This is a genomic window from Streptomyces sp. NPDC026515, assembly GCF_055567595.1.
This window is the reverse complement of the sequence record NZ_JBVHQD010000004.1, coordinates 442,622-464,634: the sequence shown is the minus strand read 5'-3', so window position 1 is coordinate 464,634 and position 22,013 is coordinate 442,622. Positions and strand designations below refer to the sequence as shown.

At 71.7% G+C, this 22,013-nt stretch carries 16 protein-coding genes; 10 read left to right on the top strand and 6 right to left on the bottom strand.

The features are described from left to right. Together ACZ4O3_RS10565 and ACZ4O3_RS10560 are read right to left on the bottom strand one after the other, a co-directional pair. Positions 1-999, bottom strand: a 999-nt coding sequence (locus ACZ4O3_RS10565) for a HAMP domain-containing protein (protein WP_467721886.1), incomplete at its 3' end; no start/stop codon positions are given. Between the two features lie 211 nt (positions 1,000-1,210). Next, positions 1,211-1,576, bottom strand: coding sequence for an STAS domain-containing protein (locus tag ACZ4O3_RS10560; RefSeq protein ID WP_362728123.1), 366 nt, complete (start codon positions 1,574-1,576; stop codon positions 1,211-1,213). Positions 1,577-1,723: 147 nt separating this feature from the next. On the opposite strand from ACZ4O3_RS10560, the gene ACZ4O3_RS10555 reads away from it, so the two are divergent. From ACZ4O3_RS10555 to ACZ4O3_RS10540, 4 genes are all read left to right on the top strand, one after another. Beyond that, positions 1,724-2,194: an ATP-binding protein gene (locus ACZ4O3_RS10555; RefSeq protein WP_467721885.1), complete on the top strand. Its 471-nt coding sequence runs from the start codon at positions 1,724-1,726 to the stop codon at positions 2,192-2,194. 194 nt (positions 2,195-2,388) lie between these two features. Continuing rightward, positions 2,389-3,579, top strand: coding sequence for a glycoside hydrolase family 3 N-terminal domain-containing protein (locus ACZ4O3_RS10550; RefSeq protein ID WP_467721884.1), 1,191 nt, complete (start codon positions 2,389-2,391; stop codon positions 3,577-3,579). Positions 3,580-3,657: 78 nt separating this feature from the next. Continuing rightward, a complete protein-coding gene (locus ACZ4O3_RS10545) occupies positions 3,658-4,125 on the top strand; it encodes a MarR family winged helix-turn-helix transcriptional regulator (protein WP_467721883.1) in 468 nt (155 codons plus the stop codon). Between the two features lie 116 nt (positions 4,126-4,241). Beyond that, entirely contained in the window at positions 4,242-5,888 is a 1,647-nt protein-coding gene (locus tag ACZ4O3_RS10540) for an MFS transporter (protein ID WP_467721919.1), read from the top strand. A gap of 63 nt (positions 5,889-5,951) precedes the next feature. On the opposite strand, the gene ACZ4O3_RS10535 is transcribed toward ACZ4O3_RS10540, so the two are convergent. The 3 genes from ACZ4O3_RS10535 to ACZ4O3_RS10525 form a co-directional block, all read right to left on the bottom strand. Then, entirely contained in the window at positions 5,952-8,141 is a 2,190-nt protein-coding gene (locus ACZ4O3_RS10535; protein WP_467721882.1) for an RICIN domain-containing protein, read from the bottom strand. A 27-nt stretch (positions 8,142-8,168) separates the two neighbouring features. Beyond that, positions 8,169-9,533: a lectin gene (locus ACZ4O3_RS10530; protein ID WP_362728241.1), complete on the bottom strand. Its 1,365-nt coding sequence runs from the start codon at positions 9,531-9,533 to the stop codon at positions 8,169-8,171. 193 nt (positions 9,534-9,726) lie between these two features. Next, entirely contained in the window at positions 9,727-11,598 is a 1,872-nt protein-coding gene (locus ACZ4O3_RS10525; protein ID WP_467721881.1) for an ABC transporter ATP-binding protein, read from the bottom strand. A 219-nt stretch (positions 11,599-11,817) separates the two neighbouring features. Between ACZ4O3_RS10525 and ACZ4O3_RS10520 the strand changes: the two genes are divergently transcribed. The 3 genes from ACZ4O3_RS10520 (at position 11,818) to ACZ4O3_RS10510 (ending at position 15,027) form a co-directional block, all read left to right on the top strand. Continuing rightward, the gene (locus ACZ4O3_RS10520) at positions 11,818-12,801 is read left to right on the top strand and encodes a lysylphosphatidylglycerol synthase transmembrane domain-containing protein (RefSeq protein WP_384997931.1); all 984 of its coding nucleotides are present in this window, start codon (positions 11,818-11,820) and stop codon (positions 12,799-12,801) included. A 31-nt stretch (positions 12,802-12,832) separates the two neighbouring features. After that, positions 12,833-13,633, top strand: coding sequence for a crotonase/enoyl-CoA hydratase family protein (locus tag ACZ4O3_RS10515; protein ID WP_362730923.1), 801 nt, complete (start codon positions 12,833-12,835; stop codon positions 13,631-13,633). A 302-nt stretch (positions 13,634-13,935) separates the two neighbouring features. Continuing rightward, positions 13,936-15,027, top strand: coding sequence for a mechanosensitive ion channel family protein (locus tag ACZ4O3_RS10510; protein ID WP_467721880.1), 1,092 nt, complete (start codon positions 13,936-13,938; stop codon positions 15,025-15,027). A 58-nt stretch (positions 15,028-15,085) separates the two neighbouring features. On the opposite strand, the gene ACZ4O3_RS10505 is transcribed toward ACZ4O3_RS10510, so the two are convergent. Further along, positions 15,086-16,669 (bottom strand): M1 family metallopeptidase, encoded by a 1,584-nt coding sequence (locus tag ACZ4O3_RS10505; protein WP_467721879.1) that lies wholly within the window; start codon positions 16,667-16,669, stop codon positions 15,086-15,088. 203 nt (positions 16,670-16,872) lie between these two features. Here ACZ4O3_RS10505 and ACZ4O3_RS10500 point away from each other — a divergent pair, with 203 nt between their 5' ends. The 3 genes from ACZ4O3_RS10500 (at position 16,873) to metX (ending at position 21,959) form a co-directional block, all read left to right on the top strand. Beyond that, on the top strand, positions 16,873-19,089 hold the full coding sequence (locus ACZ4O3_RS10500; protein WP_467721878.1) for an NADP-dependent isocitrate dehydrogenase: 2,217 nt from the start codon (positions 16,873-16,875) through the stop codon (positions 19,087-19,089). Between the two features lie 363 nt (positions 19,090-19,452). After that, the gene (locus tag ACZ4O3_RS10495) at positions 19,453-20,817 is read left to right on the top strand and encodes a bifunctional o-acetylhomoserine/o-acetylserine sulfhydrylase (protein WP_362717622.1); all 1,365 of its coding nucleotides are present in this window, start codon (positions 19,453-19,455) and stop codon (positions 20,815-20,817) included. After that, the gene (gene metX, locus ACZ4O3_RS10490) at positions 20,814-21,959 is read left to right on the top strand and encodes a homoserine O-acetyltransferase MetX (RefSeq protein ID WP_467721918.1); all 1,146 of its coding nucleotides are present in this window, start codon (positions 20,814-20,816) and stop codon (positions 21,957-21,959) included. Before ACZ4O3_RS10495 ends, metX begins: the two co-directional genes overlap by 4 nt. Positions 21,960-22,013 lie beyond the last annotated feature (54 nt).

The window sequence follows — 22,013 nt, the reverse complement described above, 5'->3', positions numbered from 1 at the left end:
GTCGACCATCGTGTTGATGGTGTTCTTCAGCTCCAGGATCTCGCCCCGCGCGTCCACGGTGATCTTCTGCGACAGGTCGCCCTGCGCCACCGCGGTGGCCACCTGGGCGACGTTGCGGACCTGCGCGGTGAGGTTGCCTCCCATGAAGTTCACGGAGTCCGTCAGGTCGCGCCAGGTGCCCTTGACCCCCTTGACGTCCGCCTGCCCGCCGAGCCGGCCGTCGGTGCCGACCTCGCGGGCGACACGGGTGACCTCGTCGGCGAACGCGGAGAGCTGGTCGACCATCGTGTTGATGGTGTTCTTCAGCTCCAGGATCTCGCCCCGCGCGTCCACGGTGATCTTCTGCGACAGGTCGCCCTGCGCCACCGCGGTCGTCACCTGGGCGACGTTGCGGACCTGGGAGGTGAGGTTCCCGGCCATGAAGTTGACCGAATCGGTCAGGTCCCGCCAGACGCCGCCGACCCCGGGCACCTGCGCCTGGCCGCCCAGCCGGCCCTCGCTGCCGACCTCGCGGGCGACACGGGTGACCTCGTCGGCGAACGCGGACAGCTGGTCGACCATCGTGTTGACGGTCTCCTTCAGCTGCAGGATCTCCCCGCGCGCGGGGACGTCGATCTTCTGGGACAGATCGCCGCGGGCCACCGCCGTGGCCACCTGGGCGATGTCACGGACCTGAGTGGTCAGGTTCCCCGCCATGGCGTTGACCGAGTCGGTCAGGTCCGCCCAGGTGCCGGAGACCCCGGGGACCTGCGCCTGGCCGCCCAGCGTGCCCTCGGTGCCCACCTCGCGGGCCACCCGCGTGACTTCCGAGGTGAACAGGGACAACTGGTCGACCATGCCGTTGAAGACCGTGGCGATGTCGCCGAGCAGTCCCTCGCCGTCGGAGGGCAGCCGGGTGCCGAAGTCACCGTCGCGTACCGCCGTGAGGCCGGCCAGCAGCTGTCGCAGCTCCTGCTCGCCCGGACCCTGGACCTGGGCGTCCACCGACACGCCGCTCATGCACACCCTCGTTCCGCTCCCCAGGGTCCCCACCCCGAGGACCCGGAACCTCGCCGGAGCCGTAGAGCTCCGCCCACCAGCGGCGATTCCGTGTTCGACGGCCTCGCACGACGGGCAGTCGGTCGCAGATTAACTCAGTTGTCGCCCGACAACCAACGTCGGGCGCGCCCGGCCCTCCCGGCCACAGGGGAGCCCGGCGCCGGGCTCGCCGTCACGCCGCGATGGCGGCTTGCACGGTGGGGTGACAGGAGGCGAGGGTGTCCAGTCCCACCAGCTGCACGGTGCGCAGCACGGAGTCGCGGACCCCCGCGAGACGCAGCCACCCCTGACCGGCCCGGGTCACCTGGTGGGCGGCGATCAGTGCGTTGATCCCGCTGGAATCCATGAACGTGACCCCACTCAGGTCGACGACGACCCGGGAGCCCGCGGTGGGGTCCGCCGGAGGCATGGCCCGGGCCAGGGCGCCCACGCTCTCGTAGTCGATCTCGCCGCGCAGGCCGAGCACGGTGACGCCGTCGACGTCGGTCCGGGTGACGGACAGCTCGCCGCGCTCCACTGCCCTGTTCTCGTCCGTCACGTGCGTCCTCCGCGCCCTCGGTCCCAACCCTGTCACCCGCTCTGCAGCCACAGTGCCCAGCCGGGCGGAGTGCGATGCACGGGAGGGGGCATCCGAATCCCGGCGGCGCGGGAGTACCACGGCGGATCGCCGGGTAGGCGCGCGCCCATGAACGGGGTATCGCGGTTCGCCGGCAGGGATTCGGTCCCGCCCGAGGAGTGTTCGGGGACGGCGGGTGCCGCACCGGTCGAGGTCACCATCGCGCTGGACGGGGCGGACGGCTGTATCGCCCACGCGCGGAGACGGGCGTCGGACTTCCTGGCCCGGGCCGAGCCCGCGCGGGGGCTGCCGGTACCGGCCCGCACCCGGGAGCTGGCCCAGCTGGTGGTCAGCGAACTCGTCACCAACGCGCTGAAGTACGCGCCCGGACCCGTCCTGCTGCATGTGAGCGCCGCGGCCGGCGCGGTGGAGATCGAGGTCTGGGACAGCGATCCCACCCTGCCGCAGGCCCGGGCGGCCGACGCGGGACGGGCGGGTCAGCACGGCCTGGAGATCGTGCTGGCGGTGGCGCGGGACGTCGAGGCGCGACGGGAGCCCGTCGGCAAGCGCATCACCGCCCGGCTGGCGTCGTCCGAGTGACGGCTGCCCGCAGCCGCGGCCGGTGCGGCCGTCCGGGTGGTGGAGTCGTCGGCCGTCGGGCCGCCCACAGCGCGCACCCCACCCGTTCGGCGTAACGTGAGGCGCCGGGGCGGCTGCGCTTCGCGCAGGGTGCCGATGCCGTGCGCCTGCCGGACCCCCCTCGGACTGCTCTTCTCACGAGTCAGGAGCGCATCATGGCGACACCTGTCCGCCGGCCCGCGGGCCGGCGCTCCGCTGTCCGGCGCACCGCCGTCGGGCTCGCCACCACCCTGGTCGCCGTCGGCGCGTGCAGCGCGCCGGCCGCCGGGGAGGAAGCCCACCGCGTGTCCGCCGCGTCCTGCGCCGGCAAGGTCTACACGGGAATGACCCAGGCGCAGCGGGTCGGCCAGCTGTTCATGGGCGGGGTCGCCGCCGCCCGCCCCAGCACCACGGACCTGCGCACCCTGCGGACCTATCACGTGGGGTCCGTCATGCTGACCGGGCGCAGCTCCGCCGGTACGGCGGCGACCAAGAAGGTCGTCGACGGGGTGCGGGCGCAGGCGGACACGGTCGCCGGCCACCGGGTCGGACTGCTCGTCTCCACCGACCAGGAGGGCGGACAGGTCCAGGTGCTCAGCGGGCCCGGCTTCTCCGTCATGCCCAACGCCCTGACCCAGGGCACGTGGAGCACGACGACCCTGCGCGCCCGCGCCCAGACCTGGGCCAAGCAGCTCAAGGCCGCGGGTCTCGACCTCAATCTCGCCCCGGTCGCCGACGTGGTGCCCGCGAGTCTGGGCACCCGCAACGCTCCCATCGGCCACTTCTACCGCGAGTACGGCCACACCCCCGCCGTCGTGACCTCGCACACCGGCGCCTTCGCCGCGGGCTTCCGGGCGGCCGGGGTCATGACCACCTTCAAGCACTTCCCCGGGCTCGGCCAGGTCATCGGGAACACCGACACCACCGCGAACGTCGTCGACTCGGTGACCACCGCCTCCAGTGCGAACCTCCAGCCGTTCCGCAGCGGGATCGCGGCCGGCACGCCGTTCGTGATGGTCTCCTCGGCGAAGTACACCAAGATCGACTCGAAGCACCTGGCCGTGTTCTCCCCGACCGTGATCAACTCGCTGCTGCGCACCAAGTTGGGCTTCAAGGGGGTCGTCATCTCCGACGACATCGGGCAGGCCGTCGCGGTCCGCGCCTACACCCCCGCGCAGCGGGCGGTGGACTTCCTGACCGCCGGCGGGGACATGATCCTCACGGTCAAGGCGTCGACCATTCCGGCGATGGTGCAGGGCGTACAGGCCCGGATGGCGGCGAGCGCCTCCTTCCGCACCACGGTCGCGGCCTCCGTGCACCGGATCCTCACGGCCAAGGCCACGGCAGGCAAGCTCACCTGCAGCTGAGACCCGCCCCCGACGGCCAGGCGTGTTTACTTACGCCTGGTTGAACAGTCCAGACTGATAAACCTAGTATCAGTACATGTGAAGACAGTTACGGCCTCCGATGCCGGCGGTACCCGCGATCCGAGCGACGCGTCCCTGCTCGCCTACGAACTCCGGCTCGCGGTGGGCCGGATGACGCGGCGGCTGCGACAGGCCCACGCCGTGGGGGACGTCTCACTCTCGGGCGTCTCGGTGCTCGCGCGGCTCGCCGCCGACGGACCCGGCTCCCCCACCGCGCTCGCCGAGCTGGAGCGGGTGCGGCCGCAGGCCATGGCGACCACGCTCGCCCACCTCGAACAGCGCGGCCTGGTCCGCCGTGCCCCCGACGCGACGGACGGACGGCGGAGCATCGCGGCCGTCACCGAGGAGGGGCGGGCCATGCTCGCCGAGCGGCGCTCCGAGTCGGTGCGGCGGCTCGCGGACGTCCTCGGCACGTTCTCCGCCGAGGAGCGCGCGACCCTCGGGGCGGCCGTGCCGCTGCTCGCCCGGCTGGCGGAACAGCTGTGAGCGCCCGCCACCGGTCCGGCCTGCTGCGCTCGGCCCGCCACAAGGAGACCCCGCCCGGGCCGGGCTACAAGTGGGTCGCGCTCTCGAACACCACTCTCGGGGTGCTGATCGCGACGATGGACGCCTCGATCGTGATCATCTCGCTCCCGGCCATCTTCCGGGGCATCGGCCTGGACCCGCTCGCACCGGGCAACATCGGCTATCTGCTCTGGATGATCCTCGGGTACCTGCTGGTCTCCGCGGTCCTGGTGGTCGTGCTCGGGCGGCTCGGCGACATGTTCGGGCGGGTGAAGATCTACAACCTCGGATTCCTGATCTTCGCCTGTGCCTCGGTCGCGCTGTCGCTCGATCCGTTCCGCGCCGGAGCGGGAGCGATGTGGCTGATCCTGTGGCGGATCGTGCAGGCCTTCGGCGGGTCCATGCTCACCGCCAACTCGGCCGCCATCCTCACCGACGCCTTCCCCGCACGGCAGCGCGGCATGGCGCTCGGGATCAACCAGATCACCGCGCTGGCGGGCCAGTTCCTCGGTCTGCTCGCGGGGGGTCTGCTCGCCGTCGTCGACTGGCGTGCCGTGTTCTGGGTGAGCGTCCCGGTCAGTATCACCGGCACGATCTGGTCGTACCTGAGCCTGCGCGAGACCTCGACGGGCCGGCCCGGCCGGATCGACTGGCTGGGCAACATCACCTTCGCGGCGGGCGCCGGGATCCTGCTGGCCGGGATCACCTACGGGATCCAGCCCTACGGCGACAGCGCCACCGGCTGGGGGAACCCGTGGGTGCTGACCGGGCTGATCGGCGGCGTCGCCCTGCTGCTGGCCTTCTGTGTCGTCGAGACGCGGGTCACCGACCCCATGTTCAACCTGGCGCTCTTCAGGAACAGGGCGTTCGCGGCGGGCAACGTGGCCGCCCTGCTGACCTCGATCGCCCGCGGCGGCCTGCAGTTCATGCTCATCATCTGGCTCCAGGGCATCTGGCTGCCGCTGCACGGCTACGACTTCGAGGACACCCCGCTGTGGGCCGGCATCTTCATGCTCCCGCTCACGCTCGGGTTCCTCGTCGCGGGCCCGGTCTCCGGCTATCTCTCGGACCGGTTCGGCGCCCGGTTCTTCTCCACCGCCGGGCTGGTCGTCGTCATGCTGTCGTTCCTGGGGCTGCTCGCGCTGCCCGTCGACTTCGACTACGGGCTGTTCGCGGCGCTGCTGCTGCTCAACGGGCTCGGCCAGGGGATGTTCTCGGCGCCGAACACGTCGTCGATCATGGGCAGTGTCCCGGCCGAGTACCGGGGTGTCGCCTCGGGCATGCGCTCGACCTTCCAGAACTCCGGTACGGCGCTGTCCATCGGTGTCTTCTTCTCGCTGATGGTCTCCGGCCTGGCCTCCTCGCTGCCGGACACGCTCAGGAGCGGGCTGACGGCGCACGGCGTGCCGGCCGCGTCCGCCGCGCACGCCGCCTCACTGCCGCCGGTGAGCACGCTGTTCGCGACGTTCCTCGGCAACAACCCGATCGGGCACCTGCTCTCCTCCGAGGGTGTCCTCGACCATGTGACCAGCGCGCAGCGGGCCGTCCTGACCGGCCACACCTTCTTCCCGCAGCTGGTCTCCGGCCCGTTCCACCACGGCCTGGCCATCGTGTTCGGCGTCGCCGCGGGCATGGCCCTGGTCTCCGCCGTGGCCTCCGCGCTGCGCGGCAGCCACCGGCCCGTGCAGGACCGGCCGGGGTCCAAGGACCGTTCGTCCGCCCGGACGCCCTCCGCGAAGTCGTAGGAGAAGAAAGGGCCGTGGGCCGGTACGGCGGATGTCCGCCGTACCGGCCCACGGCCGCTCGCATCAGGGGTACGACGTCAGGTTCGCCACGTTGCTCGACGAGTTCGACGGTCCTCCCGTGTTGTTGATGACATGGCTGATGGTGCCGGTGCCGCCCAGGGAGACCGTCACCATGCTGGTGAAGCGGACGCCCGAGGTGTTCGGTGCCTCGATGGCGTGCGCCGCCACCACACCCGGGTTGACGTTGAAGTAGCAGTAGCTTCCGAGGCCGTACGCCTGGTGGCTGGTGACCGAGTCGGCGACCTTGTAGGCGGCGTAGCCCTGGGTCGAGCCGTTCATCCAGGCCGCCTGGTTGGGCGGGTCGTAGGGCATCTCGTTCTGGTAGAAGTACGTCCGGCCGCCGTTGCCGTTCCAGACGGTCTGGTACTTCTGGAAATGCTCGACGAACAGGCCGTACATCGTCACGTTGTCGCCGTTGACGACCAGGCCGGTGTCGGCGGTGTTGCTGGTCCAGCCGACTCCGCTGCCGTGGTCGGCGCGCCAGATCCACATGTGGTCGCCGATCACGTTGTCGCTGTTGACGACGAGGCTGGTGGTGGCCTTGCCGACGCCCGCGCCGCCGATACGGAAGTACACGTCGTGCAGGGACGTGGGATCGGCGCTGTGGGTCGCGGACGAGCCCGTCGGCCCGACCTCCATCAGGGAGGGCGAGTTGGTGGTGCCCGCGTCGAAGAGCAGGCCCGCGATGTTCACTCCGTCGACGTCGGCGACCTTCATGGCGGTGACGCCGTTGTCCGGGACGAACGTGGCGAGGCCGAGGCCGAGCACGACCGTGTCGGCCCGGTTGACCTGGAGCGTCTGATCGAGGTGGTAGACGCCCGGGGTGACCAGGAGGTTCTTGCCCGCCGCGAGGGCCGCGTTGATCTGTGCGGCGGTCGCGCCCGCCTTCACGACGTAGAAGCTGTCCAGGGAGAGCGAGGTACCGGACGGGCTGCCCGAACTCCAGCTGGTGCCAGTCGAGTTGGAGCGGGTCGAGGGCACGAAGACCTGGTAGGCGCCGGCACTGTCGACGTACAGGAAGGGCTTCTCACGGGTGACCGGGGTCTGCGCGACCGTGGTGTCCGGCGGGTTGGGGAAGCTGGTGCCCGGGACGCCCTGGCTGCCGACGAAGACCATGTTCCAGTTGGAGCCGGTCCAGCTGCCGAGCTGCGAGTTACGGGTCAGCCACTGCTGCTGGCTGCCGGAGTTGACCTGCCCGTCGATCTTGCTGTCGGCGATCAGGCCGCCGCTGGACCAGCCGCCGTCGTCCAGGGCGAGGTTGCCGCGCAGGTGCATCCGGCGGTAGGCGGAGGCCTGCGAGACCGCCCAGCGGTCGGCGCCGCCGGTCGGGGTGACGGACAGGTTCTCCGCGCCCCGCCAGAAGTTCTGGGTGGCGTTGCCCTGGAACCAGTCGGCCTCGGCGTGCACCGCCCCGTTGATGTTGACCGAGTCCGGGGTCAGGCCGAGGCCGAGGACCTGGGTGTAGAAGCCGACGTTGACGTTCGCGCTGTAGGTGCCCGGCTTGAACATCACGGCGTAGCGCTGGGAGCCGAACTGGTTCGTCTCCTGCTGCTGGAAGATCGAGTTGAGGCGGCTCTGGATGGTCGACGCGGACATCGACGGATCGAAGACGACCACGTTCGGGCCGAGGTCGGGGTTCTGGGACGACGGCGGCGTCACGGCGGTCACCTGGAAGCGCTGGGCCGCCGTGCCGTTGCAGGTGTACTGGACCAGCTGCACGCTGTCCGCGGTCGAGGCCGCCGGGTCGTCGAGGCACTTGCCGCTGTTGCGGTTGACGAAGTGGTAGGCGCCGCCGCCCTCGTCGACCGGCAGCCACTGCTGGTTGGCCCCGCCGCCGTAGGCCCACAGCTGGGTCAGGGCGTTGTCGGCGGTGGAGACGTCGGTGACGTCGACCACCTGGCTGGTGTCGTTGCCGTTGCCGATCCGGACGTAGCCGTCGCTGGTGGCGGTGAGACTCCACTGCTGGGCGGTGGTGTCGTTGCAGGTGTACTGCTGGACGGCGGTGCCGTTCGCGGTGGCGGCCGCCCGGGCGTCCAGGCACTTGCCGCTGGCGGCGTTGGTGAGGGTGGCGAGGCCGGTGGGCAGGGCGGTGGCGGCCGCCTGTGCGGACGGGGCGGCGGTCAGCAGGGACGCCCCGAGAACGGCCAGCACGGCGGCGGCCGTCGGTCTGCGACGCAAGGAAAGGCGAAGCACTGGATCTCCTGGTCAGAGGTGGAGGGTTCAGCCGGTGTAGCCGGCGAAGACGCGCGTGTAGTCCCAGTCGGACTGGCTCACGCCCGAGCAGCTGTCGGCGGAACCGCCGGTGCAGGGCCGGTCGCGGTTGGCGGACCAGAAGGTGAGCCGGGCCAGGTGGTGCTGCTGGGCGTAGGCGAGGATGGTCCGGAAGTCGGCGACCGTCACAGTCTCGTTGTTGTCGGTGATGCCGTTCATGGACGAGATGCCCATGTCCCGGTAGGCCTGGTCGTCGCTGTAGTGGTAGGCGTTCTTCAGCGCGTTCTTGAGCCCCTCGGCCGCCTGCGTGGTGAGGTTGCCCATGTTCTGGCCGGCGCCGCCGAAGTCGAACGGCATGATGGCCCAGGCGTCCACGGTCAGCCCGGAGGACGCGGCCCGGTTGATCAGGCTGGTGTCGGGTCCGCTCTGGCCGGTGCCGATGGTGATGTACACCTTCGTGCCCGGGTTGTTGGCCTTCACCGTCTTCAGCGCGTCCACGACCCGCTGCTGCACGGTCCCGTTGCTGTAAGCGTCGGCCTCCAGGTCGATGTCGATCGCCTTGAGACCGCCGTAGGCGTTGATGACCTTCTGGTAGGCCGCCGCCAGTTCACCGGCGCTGGAGCAGGAGCTCTCCAGCTTGTTGCCGCTGTAGCCGCCGAAGGACGGTATGACGTCACCGCCGCCCGCGCGCACGGTGTTGACGGTCTGCTGGTCGACCCCGCCGGTCAGCGCCCGGCTGCCGTCCCACTGCGGGTTGCAGTAGCCGTTGCTGAGGACGAACGCCAGCGTGTAGTACTTCACGCCGGTCGCGTTGGTGATGGTGGTCGGGCTCGGCGGGTCGCCCCAGCCGTTGTACAGGTACGGCGCCACGGCCATCGGCGAGGACGGCGTGGTGCCGCCGCCGTCCGACGCGGGCGCGGTCCACTTCTGGTTGGCGGTGCCGCCGCACGTCCAGATCTGCGCGCGGGTGCCGTTCGCCGAGGAGTTGTCGGTGGCGTCCAGGCACTTGTTCGCCTGCGGGTTGACGATGTCGTGGGCGGAGCTGACCGTCCACTTCTGGTTGGCGCCGCCGGAACAGGTCCACAGCTGGGCCTTGGCGCCGTCCGCGGTCGAATTCCCGGTCACGTCCAGGCACTTGCCGAGGGCGCGTATGGTGCCGTCGCTGCCGACGGTCCACTGCTGGGCCGCGGTGCCGTTGCAGTCGTAGAGCTGGACGGCGGTGCCGTCGGCGGAGCTGGCGCCCGCCACGTCCAGGCACTTGCCGCCGAGGCCGGTGATGGTACCGGTGGCGGCCTGCGCGGGGGACGCGGCGAACAGGCCTGCGGAGAGGGTCAGGGCGGCAAGCGCGGCGGCCGTGGGGAGGGGTCTGGCCATGGGGGGTTGGCCTTTCACGCGGGGGGATGCAGCACGGCGTGTGCCCAACACCCCTGCGGTCACCGGGCGTTGGGTACAGCCGTGAGGCTTTGTTTAAGGCGTGAAGCTAAAGGTCCGGACCAGTGCCGTCAAGGGCGGGAGCGCTCCCTTCGCGGAATCGAGGAAAAAGATGACGATGAGGTGAACGGCACCGTCAGGGCGTCGGTGCCGCCGCGAACTGGGTACGGTGCAGCTCGGCGTACCGCCCGTCCGCCAACAGGAGTTCCTCGTGGGTGCCGCGCTCCACGATCCGGCCGGCCTCGATCACCAGGATCTGGTCGGCGGCCCGGATCGTGGACAACCGGTGGGCGATGACCACGGCCGTACGCCCTTCCAGCGCCTCGGCGAGAGCCTCCTGGACGGCCGCCTCCGAGGTGTTGTCCAGGTGCGCGGTGGCCTCGTCGAGAATGACCACACGCTGCCGGGCCAGCAGCAGCCGGGCGATGGTCATGCGCTGCCGCTCGCCGCCGGAGAGCCGGTAGCCGCGCTCGCCCACCACCGTGTCCAGGCCGTCCGGCAGGGACCGTACGACCGCGTCGAGGCGGGCCCGGCCGAGGGCGTCCCACAGCTCCTCGTCGGTGGCGGCCGGCCGGGCGAGCAGCAGGTTGGCGCGGACGCTGTCGTGGAAGAGGTGGCCGTCCTGGGTGACCATGCCGATCGTGGCGCGCAGGGAGCCGGCGGCCAGGTCGCGGACGTCGACGCCGCCGATGCGTACGGCGCCCCCGTCGACGTCGTACAGGCGCGGCAGCAGCTGGGCGATGGTGGACTTGCCGGCCCCCGAGGAGCCCACCAGGGCGACGGTCTGGCCGGGTTCGGCGCGGAAGGAGATGCCGTGCAGGACCTCGGCGCCGCCGCGGCCGTCCAGGGTCGCGACCTCTTCGAGTGAGGCCAGGGAGACCTGGTCGGCGGCCGGGTAGGCGAACCGGACGTCCTCGAACTCGGCGGCCACCGGGCCCTCGGGCACCTCGCGGGCGTCCGGCTTCTCCTCGATCAGGGGCTTCAGATCGAGGACCTCGAAGACCCGCTCGAAGCTGACCAGCGCGCTCATCACCTCCACGCGGGCACCGGCGAGGGAGGTGAGCGGGGCGTAGAGCCGGGTCAGGAGGAGGGCGAGGGCGACGACGGCGCCCGGCTCCAGGGTGCCGCGCAGCGCGAACCAGCCTCCGAGGCCGTAGACCAGGGCGAGCGCGAGCGAGGAGACCAGGGTGAGGGCGGTCATGAACACCGACTGGGCGGTGGCGGTACGCACCCCGATGTCCCGGACCCGGGCGGCGCGCGCCGTGAACTCCGCCGACTCCTCCTCGGGGCGGCCGAAGAGCTTGATCAGGGTGGCGCCGGGTGCGGAGAAACGTTCGGTCATCCGGGTGCCCATGGCCGCGTTGAGCGCGGCGGCCTCGCGCTGCATCCGGGCCATCCGGCCGCCCATGCGGCGGGCGGGCACCACGAACACCGGCAGCAGCACCAGGGCGAGCAGGGTGATCTGCCAGGACAGGGTCAGCATCACCGCGAGGGTGAGAAGCAGCGTGACCAGGTTGCTGACCACGCCGGAGAGGGTGTTGGCGAAGGCGCGCTGGGCACCGATCACGTCGTTGTTGAGACGACTGACCAGCGCTCCCGTACGAGTACGCGTGAAGAACGCGACGGGCATGCGCTGCACATGATCGAACACAGCCGTTCGCAGATCGAGGATGAGTCCCTCCCCGAGCGTCGCCGAGAGGCGGCGCCCCAGCACCCCGAGCGCCGCCTCGGCGACGGCGACGCCGGCGATCAGCAACGACAGCCGTACGATCGTGCCGTCGTCGTGCCCCGACACGATCGCGTCGACGACCTGGCCGGCCAGTACCGGGGTCGCGACGGCGAGCAGGGCGGTGACCACCCCGAGCAGAACGAAACGGACTATGCCGCCCCGGTGCGGGCGGGCGAAAGCGGCGATGCGGCGCAACGTGGCCCGGTCGAACGGGCGCCGCTGCTGCTCGGCGGTCATCACGCTGTGCAGCTGCGTCCAGGCGGTGGTCTCCATACTCATGGGAGAGAACGTAGGACCTCAAGCTTCGTTGAGGTCAATGTCCGCTCGCCGTCCCCCCGTACGAAGGACCCGATGAGCCTCCCGAAGGCACCGCCCAGCTCCGCGAAGGCCCCCGCCGAAGCCCGGACCGGCCTCCCCCCTCACCCGCTTCCCGTCCGTCATCCGGCGTCTCCTCTTCCGCCACCCGCAGTTGGCGCGGCGCGGAAAACCTCTCCCGATGTGACAGCGGTAAGAATCCCCGGCTTCCGTGAGAGCCGTCTGCCCCGGCTCGCCCGCCGTGTCCCCTGGCGGCACGTCCTCACCCTGGTTCCGCTGCTGCTCGTGGCGGTCATCGCGGTGCAGCACCGGTCGGTCCTCGTGGAGGGCTTCGCCCACCTCCGCGACGCCTCCTGGCCCTGGCTGCTGGCGGCGGGTGCCGCCACCTGTCTGACCTGGGTGGCGGCGGCCTTCACCCGGCAGGGCGCGGTGGTCCAGCAGCTCCCCCGCTGGCGGCTGCTCGCGACCCAGCTCGCGGCCGGCTCGGCCAACCACCTGCTGCCGACGGGTCTGGGTTCCGGCGCGGTCAACCTGCGGTTCATGACCGTGTGCGGGGTGCCGCTGGCCACCTCCTCGGCGGCGCTCGCCCTGTACCTGCTCGCCGAGTCGGTGGCCCGGGTGGGCCTGATGGCGGTGTTCTTCGTCGCCTTCCCGGACGCGCTGCACCTCGGCAGCCTGCTCCCGCACGGGACGGTCGGCCCGGTCCTGGCCGTCGCCGGCGCACTGGTCGCCGTGGCGCTGGCAGCGCTGTTCCTCCTGCGACGGGTGCGCGAGCCCGTGTTGCGTTTCGCGCGCTCCGCGCTGAGCGAGGCCCGCTCGGTGCACACCCGGCCGTCCCGGGCGCTGGCGCTGTGGGGCGGCTCGCTCGCCTTCCCCGCCCTTCAGGCGGCCGGTCTGGTCGCGGTGGGACAGGCACTGGGGCTGCCGGTGCCGCCCGCGCACATGGCGCTCGCGTACCTGGCGGCCACGGTCGCCGTCGCGCTGATCCCCACTCCGGGCGGCCTGGGTTCGGTGGAGGCCGCGCTGATCGTGGCGCTGGTGGCCGCGGGCGGTCCGGTGGCGGTCGCCACCGCCGTCGTCCTCGCTTACCGGATCATCACCGTGTGGGTGCCGTTGCTGCCGGGAGCACTGACACTGGGAGCGCTGGTACGACTGAAGGTCATCTGACCCCGGGTGGCCTTCCGACGGAAGGAAACGCATGCCGGTCCGCCTGGAACGCCAGGGTCCCGTCACCACGGTCGTCCTCTCCCGCCCCGAGGCGCGCAACGCGGTGGACGGGCCGACGGCGGCCGCACTGGCCGCCGCCTTCCGGGAGTTCGAGGCGGACGACGCGGCCCGGGTGGCGGTGCTGTGGGGTGAGGGCGGCACCTTCTGCGCGGGCGCGGACCTGAAGGCGATGGGCGGCGAGCGCGGCAACCGGGTGGCGGAGGACGGGGACGGCCCGATGGGCCCGACCCGGCTGCGGCTGTCCAAGCCGGTGATCGCGGCGATCGCCGGGCACGCGGTGGCGGGAGGCCTGGAGCTGGCCCTGTGGTGCGACCTGCGGGTCGCCGAGGAGGACGCGGTGTTCGGCGTCTTCTGCCGCCGCTGGGGCGTGCCGCTGATCGACGGCGGCACGGTACGGCTCCCCCGGCTGATCGGCACCGGCCGGGCCATGGACCTGATCCTGACCGGCCGCCCGGTCCCGGCCCCCGAGGCGTACGAGATGGGCCTGGCCAACCGCCTGGTCCCAGCCGGCCGGGCACGCGAGGCGGCGGAGGAACTGGCCCTGACCATCGCCGCGTTCCCGCAGGCCTGTCTGCGCAGCGACCGGGCGTCGGTGCTGGACCAGGAGGGGCTGGACGAAGAGGCGGCGATGGTCGCCGAGGTCCAGTACGGCATGGACGTGCTGGCGGAAGGCGTGCAGGGGGCGGCGCGCTTCGCCGCGGGAGCGGGCCGGCACGGATCCTTCACGGACCGGGGGTCCTTCGCCGACCAGAGGTCCCTCCCGGACGCCTGACGGCCACGCCGCCGTCCCGGCGGCAACCTGGCCGCGCGGCAAGGCGACGGGGCGGAACGGGCCCCGGGTTCGGGGTGCGGGGTGCGGGGTGTCGCCGGTGCGCGCGAGGGCCGCCGGGCGAAGGGGGCAGCCTGCCGGCGCACGACGGCCGGAGCCAACCGGGCTGTCTTTCGCGGGAGTTCGATCCCCATCGGCCTCACCGCCGTACCGGCCGCCGGGGTCCGCCGCGCGAACCTCTGTGCGGATTCGGGTCCGTGGATACGGCAGGATGAGCAGTTGCACAATCGAATGGGAGGTAACCGGTGGACCGAGCGCTCACCGTCGATGACCTGGTCCTGGCCGGCATCGCTCTGGCCGCGGGCCTGTTGCTGGCCTTTCTGTCGCGCGGCGTGCTGCGCTGGCTGGCCAAGCACGCGAAGCGGACCCGTTGGAGCGGTGACGACGTCGTCGTGGACGCGCTGCGCACGGTGGTCCCGTGGGCGGCGCTGACGGGCGGCGCGGCATCCGCGGCGGCGGTGCTGCCGCTGACCAGGACCGTCCAGCACCACACCGACCAGTGCCTGAAGGTGCTGCTCATCTTCGCGGTGACGGTCTCGGCGGCGCGGGTGATCGCCGGCCTGGTGCAGTCGGTCACCCAGTCCCGTTCCGGGGTCGCCGGGTCGGCCACGATCTTCGTGAACATCACCCGGGTGCTGGTCCTGGCGATCGGCTTCCTGGTGGTGCTCCAGACGCTGGGCGTCTCCATAGCGCCCCTGCTCACCGCCCTGGGCGTCGGCGGCCTCGCGGTCGCGCTGGCGCTCCAGGACACCCTGGCCAACCTCTTCGCGGGCATCCACATCCTGGCCTCCAAGACCGTGCAGCCGGGCGACTACATCCAGCTGAGCAGCGGCGAGGAGGGCTACGTCGTGGACATCAACTGGCGGCAGACGACCGTCCGTCAGCTCTCCAACAACCTGGTGGTCGTCCCCAACGGCCAGCTGGCGAAGACGAACATGACCAACTACACGCGCCCCGAGCAGCAGTTGACGATCCTGGTCCAGGTGGGCGTGAGCTACGACAGCGACCTTGACCAGGTCGAGCGCATCACGCACGAGGTCATCGCCGAGACCATGACCGAGATCACCGGCGCGGTCCCGGAGCACGAACCGGCCATCCGCTTCCACACCTTCGGCGACTCGCGGATCGGGTTCACGGTGATCCTGGGCGTCGGCGAGTTCAGCGACCAGTTCCGGATCAAGCACGAGTTCATCAAGCGCCTGCACCGCCGCTACCGCGAGGAGGGCATCCGCATCCCGTCCCCGACCCGCACGGTCGCGCTCCAGCAGGGGGCCGTGGTGATCCCGCAGCAGCGCGTCCCGGACGATCTGCGGCCGGGCCTGACGCACACCGACTAGGGCATGTCGCGCGGCAGGCGGGACTTTCGCAACACGCCCCAGCCCCCTGCCGTGCCGCTTACAGGGTCGCGGAGTTGTCGTGGTGGTGGCCTCCGCGCAGGCGGTGCGGGGCCGCCGGGGTCGGGGTCACCGGGGTGACCGTCCAGTCGGGGTGGTTGGGCATCCGCGGGGTGGTGGTCCCGTAGAGCCAGTCGCGCAGGAAGCCCGACCGGTCCTGGCCGCAGACCTCGGAGGCGACGGCGATGTAGTCCTCCGTCGAGGCCGAGCGGTTCCGGAAGCGGTCCAGGAAGGTGCGCTCGACCCGGTGGAAGACGTCCTCGCCGACCAGCTCGCGGAAGGCGTACAGCGTCAGGACGCCGCCGAGGTAGCGCTGGCTGTCGAAGAGGTTGACCGCGTCCGGGGCCGCCACCGGCCCCGAGTCGTGGCGCCACTGGTCACCGCGGGCGTAGGTGTCCTTCATCCGGGCCTCCATGGTGGTCATGCCGAGGGAGTCCGGCCAGCCGCGTTCGTAGCGGTAGAGCAGCCCGTAGAAGTCGGCGTGCCCCTCGTTCAGCCAGAGGTCGGCCCAGGTGGCCGGGGAGACCAGGTTCCCGAACCAGGAGTGGACCAGCTCGTGCATCATGTGCGAGCCGATCTTCGCCTCCTCCTGGAGCAGGAAGTTCGGCTTGTAGAGGGTGAGGGTCTGGGTCTCCAGGCCCGTGAAGTCGAAGGCGTCCGGGTCGTCGGAGTTGCAGGGCAGCAGGCCGTACGTCTCGAACGGGAAGGCCACGCCGAGCCGGTCCTCCAGCCACGCCACCTGGCCGGCGGTCAGGGCGAGCGCCGGTTCGAGGGCGGCGGCGCGGGCGACCGGGACGACGTCGCGCAGCGGCAGGCCGTGCGGGCCCTGCCGGTCCTTGATCACGTAGTCGCCCACGGTGATCTGGACGAGTTCGGTGGCGATCGGCGCGCGGGACCGGTACGAGAAGGCCGTCCGGTCGCCGGGGAGGCGTTCGGTGCGGGTCGCGCTGCCGTTCGCGACCCCGCGCAGACCGCTCGGGACCGTGATGCGGAAGGTGAAGTCCGCCTTGTCCGAGGGGTGGTCGTTGCACGGGAAGACGGTGTGCGCGGAGTTCGGCTGCGGGCAGACGGCGAAGCCGTCCGGGGTGGGCACCCAGGCGGTGTGCGGGAGAGTGCGGCTCGGGTCGGCGCCGTACTCCACGCACACGGTGACGTGGTCGTCCTCCCGCAGCGGGCGGGCCGGGGTGATGCGCAGCTTCTCGTCGGCCTGCTCGAAGGCGGCCGCGCGGCCGTCCACGCGCACGGCGCGTATGTCGAGGCCGAGCGCGTCCAGGGAGAGGCGGGACAGCTGTCGGGTGCTGCGGACGCGCAGCGTCGCGGTGCCGTCGACCAGGCGGGTGGTGGCGTCGTAGGCGAGGTCGAGGTGGTAGGCGAGGACCCGGTAGCCGTCGTTGCCGAGGGCCGGGTAGACGGGGTCGCCGAGGGTCTCGGGGCCCGGTGCGGGCGTCTTGCCCCCGGCCCCCGCGTCGCCGCTTTTCTCCCCCGTGGAGAAGGGACGCGCAAGGGCCGGGGTCCCCGTGGCCAGCACGGCCGCCGTGCCGAGCAGGGCGGCCGCCGGGGCCGTCACTCTGGTGCGATTTCTCATGGTCCGCTTTCGCTCGGGCGGCCGGATGGTCGCTCCGGCCGTCGGTCGATGGTGGCTCGTTCCTCTTGACCACCCTTTTGACCGATCCGGTTGCCTGCCGTATGACAAACGGATCCTCCGAGTCGCGGACCCCTGTCGAGCCCGGGTCGTTCACGAGATATCTTGATGTCGAGCAATGTTGCAGACGTGGAGCGGAGCACCCGGTGACTGACTCGACCATCTTCTACACCTACACAGACGAGGCCCCGGCCCTCGCGACGCACTCGTTCCTGCCGGTGATCCAGGCGTACGCCTCGCAGGCCGGTGTCGCCGTGGACATCCGCGACATCTCGCTGGCCGGGCGCATCATCGCCCACTTCCCGGAGTACCTGAACGAGGACCAGCGCGTCCCGGACGCCCTGGCCGAGCTGGGCGACCTGGCCAAGACGCCCGAGGCCAACATCGTCAAGCTGCCGAACATCTCGGCGTCGATCCCGCAGCTCAAGGCCGCCGTAGCCGAGCTCCAGGGCAAGGGCTACGCGCTGCCGGACTATCCGGACGACCCGAAGACCGACGAGGAGCGCGAGATCCGCGCCCGCTACGACAAGATCAAGGGTTCCGCCGTGAACCCGGTCCTGCGTGAGGGCAACTCGGACCGCCGTGCCCCCGCGTCGGTCAAGAACTACGCCAAGACCCACCCGCACCGCATGGGTGCCTGGACCTCCGAGTCCAAGACCGATGTCAGCACCATGGGCGAGAACGACTTCCGCTCCACCGAGAAGTCCGTGGTGATCTCCGAGGCCGGCGCCCTGAAGATCGAGCTGGTCGCCGAGGACGGCACCACGACCGTGCTCAAGGACTCCGTACCGGTCCTGGCGGGCGAGGTCGTGGACGCCTCCGTGCTGCACGTCGCCCAGCTCAACGACTTCCTGGCCGCGCAGATCGCCCGCGCCAAGCAGGAGGGCGTGCTGTTCTCCGTGCACCTCAAGGCCACGATGATGAAGGTCTCCGACCCGATCATCTTCGGTCACGTGGTGCGCGTCTTCTTCCCGAAGACGTTCGCGAAGTACGGCCAGACCCTCAAGGCGGCCGGCCTCAGCGCGAACGACGGTCTGGGCGGCATCCTCAAGGGCCTGGAGAACCTGCCCGAGGGCGCCGAGATCAAGGCCTCCTTCGACGCCGAGATCGCCGACGGCCCGGCGCTGGCGATGGTCGACTCCGACAAGGGCATCACCAACCTGCACGTGCCCTCCGACGTCATCATCGACGCGTCGATGCCGGCCATGATCCGCACCTCCGGCCACATGTGGGGCCCGGACGGCCAGGAGGCCGACACCCTCGCGGTCATCCCGGACTCCTCCTACGCCGGTGTCTACCGGGCCGTGATCGAGGACTGCCGGGCCAACGGCGCCTTCGACCCGTCCACCATGGGCTCGGTCCCGAACGTGGGCCTGATGGCGCAGAAGGCCGAGGAGTACGGCTCCCACGACAAGACCTTCGAGATCGCCACCGCCGGCACGGTCCGCCTGGTCGACGCGGCCGGCAACGCCGTGATCGAGCAGCCGGTCGCCGCCGGTGACATCTTCCGCGCCTGCCAGACCAAGGACGCGCCGATCAAGGACTGGGTGAAGCTGGCCGTCACCCGCGCCCGCGCCACCGGCGACCCGGCCGTCTTCTGGCTGGACGAGGGCCGCGCCCACGACGCGCAGCTGATCGCCAAGGTCAAGCAGTACCTGCCGGAGCACGACACCGAGGGTCTGGACATCCGGATCCTCGCGCCGGTCGAGGCCACCAAGCTGTCCGTGGAGCGCATCCGCCGCGGCGAGAACACCATCTCCGTCACCGGCAACGTGCTCCGTGACTACCTGACCGACCTCTTCCCGATCCTGGAGCTGGGCACCAGCGCCAAGATGCTGTCGGTCGTCCCGCTGATGGCGGGCGGTGGCCTCTTCGAGACGGGCGCCGGCGGCAGCGCGCCGAAGCACGTGCAGCAGCTGCTCAAGGAGAACTACCTGCGCTGGGACTCCCTCGGCGAGTTCTTCGCGCTCGTCCCGTCCTTCGAGCAGTACGCCACGGCCACCGGCAACGCCCGGGCCAAGGTGCTGGCCGACACCCTCGACCGCGCCACGGCGACCTTCCTCAACGAGGACAAGTCCCCGACCCGTCGCGTCGGCGGCATCGACAACCGCGGCAGCCACTTCTACCTGTCGCTGTACTGGGCGCAGGAGCTGGCCCGCCAGACCGACGACGCCGAGCTCGCCAAGGCGTTCGCGCCGCTCGCCGAGACGCTCGCCGCCAACGAGCGGCAGATCGTCGACGAGCTGCTCGCCGTCCAGGGCTCCCCGGCCGACATCGGCGGCTACTACCAGCCCGACAAGGCCAAGGCGGACGCGGTCATGCGCCCGTCGGCCACCTGGAACGCGGCGCTCGCCGCCCTCTGAGCCGGCCCCCTGGCTCCGGGAACCCGCCGAGGGTTCCCGAATCTCCGCCCCGGCAGGCATCCCGCCCGCCGGGGCGGAGCCATGTGCGCCCTTCGTGACGTGCGTATGTCGTTCGTGAAGTCCGCGTGTCGCGGGCGGCGGGCGGCTGGTCCGCCGTGCCCCGCTGTGGTTCGCCCGACTCATGACGGTGCTGGTGACCCGACGCCATGTCGATCACGCGCGTGCCACCACCACGGGGTGTCGCGCCGAGAGCTGACGCTCCGGCCCTCCCCTCCCCTCCCCTCCTGCCCCGTCCTGCCCCGTCCTGCCGACGCGTGCCCGCACGCGCACGCCGTCCTGCCTTCCCGCACGAGGAGCAGCACCATGAGCCAGCCCATCGACTCCGTCACCGCCGGTCACACGCCCGAGGAGCCGCCCACCGGACCCGACACCCCGGCCTGGTCCTTCGAGACCCGGCAGGTCCACGCCGGGGCGGTCCCGGACCCGACGACCGGCGCCCGGGCGACGCCGATCTACCAGACGACGTCGTTCGTGTTCCGCGACACCCGGCACGCCGCCGACCTGTTCGCCCTCGCCGAGCCCGGCAACATCTACACCCGCATCCACAACCCCACCCAGGACGTCTTCGAGCAGCGGGTCGCCGCCCTGGAGGGCGGGGTCGCGGCGGTGGCGCTGTCCTCCGGGCAGGCGGCGGAGACGCTGGCGATCCTGACGCTGGCGAGTGCGGGCGACCACATCGTGTCGAGCACGTCCCTGTACGGCGGCACCTACAACCTGTTCCGGCACACGCTGCCCAGGTTCGGCATCGAGGTGTCCTTCGTGGACGACCCGGACGACGCCGGGGCCTGGCGGGCGGCCGTCCGTCCGAACACCAAGGCGCTGTTCGCGGAGACGCTGGGCAACCCGCGCGGCAACGTGCTCGACGTGCGGGCGGTCGCGGACGTGGCGCACGCGGCGGGCGTGCCGCTGATCGTGGACAACACGGTCCCGACCCCCTATCTGCTGCGGCCTCTCGAACACGGCGCCGACATCGTGGTGCACTCGGCGACCAAGTTCCTCGGCGGGCACGGCACGGCCATCGCGGGTGTGGTCGTGGACGGCGGCGGCTTCGACTTCGGCGCACATTCCGACCGCTTCCCCGACTTCTCCGAACCCGACCCCAGCTACCACGGGCTGCGCTACTGGCCGGCGCTCGGCCCGGGCGCGTACGCGACCAAGCTGCGGGTGCAGCTGCTGCGCGACCTCGGCCCGGCGCTCTCCCCGCACTCGGCGTTCCTGCTGCTCCAGGGCGTGGAGACGCTGAGCCTGCGGCTGGAGCGGCACTCCGCGAACGCGCTGGCCCTGGCCGAGTGGCTGGAGCAGCGGGACGAGGTGGCCGCCGTGCACTATCCGGGCCTGCCCTCCAGCCGCTGGTACGGGGCGGGGCAGCGGTATCTGCCGCGCGGGGCGGGCGCGATCGTCTCCTTCGAGCTGAGGGACGGGATCGAGGCGGGCAAGCGTTTCGTGGACGCCGTCGAGCTGTTCAGCCATCTCGCGAACATCGGGGACGTCCGCAGCCTGATCATCCATCCGGCGTCCACCACCCACAGCCAGCTGGACGAGGAACAGCTGACGGCGACCGGGACCGCGCCGGGCCTGGTGCGGCTGTCGGTCGGCATCGAGAACCTGGCCGACCTCAAGGCCGACCTGGAGGCCGGATTCCGCGCCGCCAAGGGCGCCGCGTCCTGAACGCCGTACCGCCGCACGGGGTGCCCCTGCCGCCGGCCGCGGTGGCCTGGCGGGAGGGGGATCCGCCGGGCCGCAGGCAGTGGTACGCGGCGGAGAAGCCGCTGCCCCTGGAGGCGGGCGGCGAACTGCCGGGGCCGCGGCTGGCGTTCGAGACCTGGGGCCGGCTCGCCCCCGACGCCGGCAACGCCGTGCTCGTACTGCACGCGCTCACCGGTGACAGCCATGTCGCCGGGCCCGCCGGGCCGGGACATCCGACCCCGGGCTGGTGGGACGGCGTGGTCGGACCGGGCCTGGCGCTGGACACCGACCGCTGGTTCGTCGTCGCCCCGAACGTCCTGGGCGGCTGCCGGGGCAGCACCGGCCCGTCCTCCCCGCGCGCCGGCGGACGCGGGCGCTGGGGCGGTGCGTTCCCCTTCCTGACCCAGCGGGACCAGGTCGCCGCCGAGGCCGGGCTGGCCGACGCCCTGGGCATCGGGCGCTGGGCGCTGGTGGCCGGCGGCTCGATGGGCGGGATGCGGGCCCTGGAGTGGGCGGTGTCCTACCCGGAGCGGGTCGGCGCGCTGCTGCTGCTCGCCACGACGGCGGCGGCGAGCGCGGAGCAGATCGCGTGGTCCGCCATGCAGCTCTCCGCGATCCGCGCCGACCCGCACTGGCAGGGCGGCGACTACCACGGCACCGGCCGCGCCCCGCACACGGGCCTGGGCCTGGCCCGCCGGATCGCCCATGTCACCTATCGCAGCGAACCGGAACTCGCGGTGCGCTTCGGCCGGGCGGCGCAGGGCGCCGAGAACCCCTTCGCCGGCGGCCGCTACCAGGTCGAGTCGTACCTCGACCACCACGCCGCCAAGCTGACCGGGCGCTTCGACGCGGGCAGTTACGTCGTCCTGTCGGAGGCGATGAACGCCCATGACGCCGGCCGCGACCGGGGCGGGCTGCGCGCGGCGCTCGGCCGGGTCACGGCCCGCGCCCTGGTGGCGGGCGTGGACTCCGACCGCCTCTATCCCCCGGCCCAGCAGGCCGAGCTGGCCGCGCTGATCCCCGCCGCCGACGGACTGCGGCTGATCGAGTCGCCGTACGGGCACGACGGCTTCCTGATCGAGACGGAGCAGGTGGGCACGCTGCTGCGGGAGCTGCTGGCCTGAGGACTCACCGCCCCCTGGTCGCGATCGGCTCCGCGACGTCCACGTCCGCGAAAC

Bases quoted from the DNA above. Each gene is read 5' to 3' on its own strand.
- ACZ4O3_RS10555 (WP_467721885.1), top strand. From the start codon at position 1,724: ATGAACGGGGTATCGCGGTTCGCCGGCAGGGATTCGGTCCCGCCCGAG.
- ACZ4O3_RS10550 (WP_467721884.1), top strand. From the start codon at position 2,389: ATGGCGACACCTGTCCGCCGGCCCGCGGGCCGGCGCTCCGCTGTCCGG.
- ACZ4O3_RS10540 (WP_467721919.1), top strand. From the start codon at position 4,242: ATGGACGCCTCGATCGTGATCATCTCGCTCCCGGCCATCTTCCGGGGC.
- ACZ4O3_RS10530 (WP_362728241.1), bottom strand. From the start codon at position 9,533: ATGGCCAGACCCCTCCCCACGGCCGCCGCGCTTGCCGCCCTGACCCTC.
- ACZ4O3_RS10525 (WP_467721881.1), bottom strand. From the start codon at position 11,598: ATGAGTATGGAGACCACCGCCTGGACGCAGCTGCACAGCGTGATGACC.
- ACZ4O3_RS10515 (WP_362730923.1), top strand. From the start codon at position 12,833: ATGCCGGTCCGCCTGGAACGCCAGGGTCCCGTCACCACGGTCGTCCTC.
- ACZ4O3_RS10505 (WP_467721879.1), bottom strand. From the start codon at position 16,669: ATGAGAAATCGCACCAGAGTGACGGCCCCGGCGGCCGCCCTGCTCGGC.
- ACZ4O3_RS10495 (WP_362717622.1), top strand. From the start codon at position 19,453: ATGAGCCAGCCCATCGACTCCGTCACCGCCGGTCACACGCCCGAGGAG.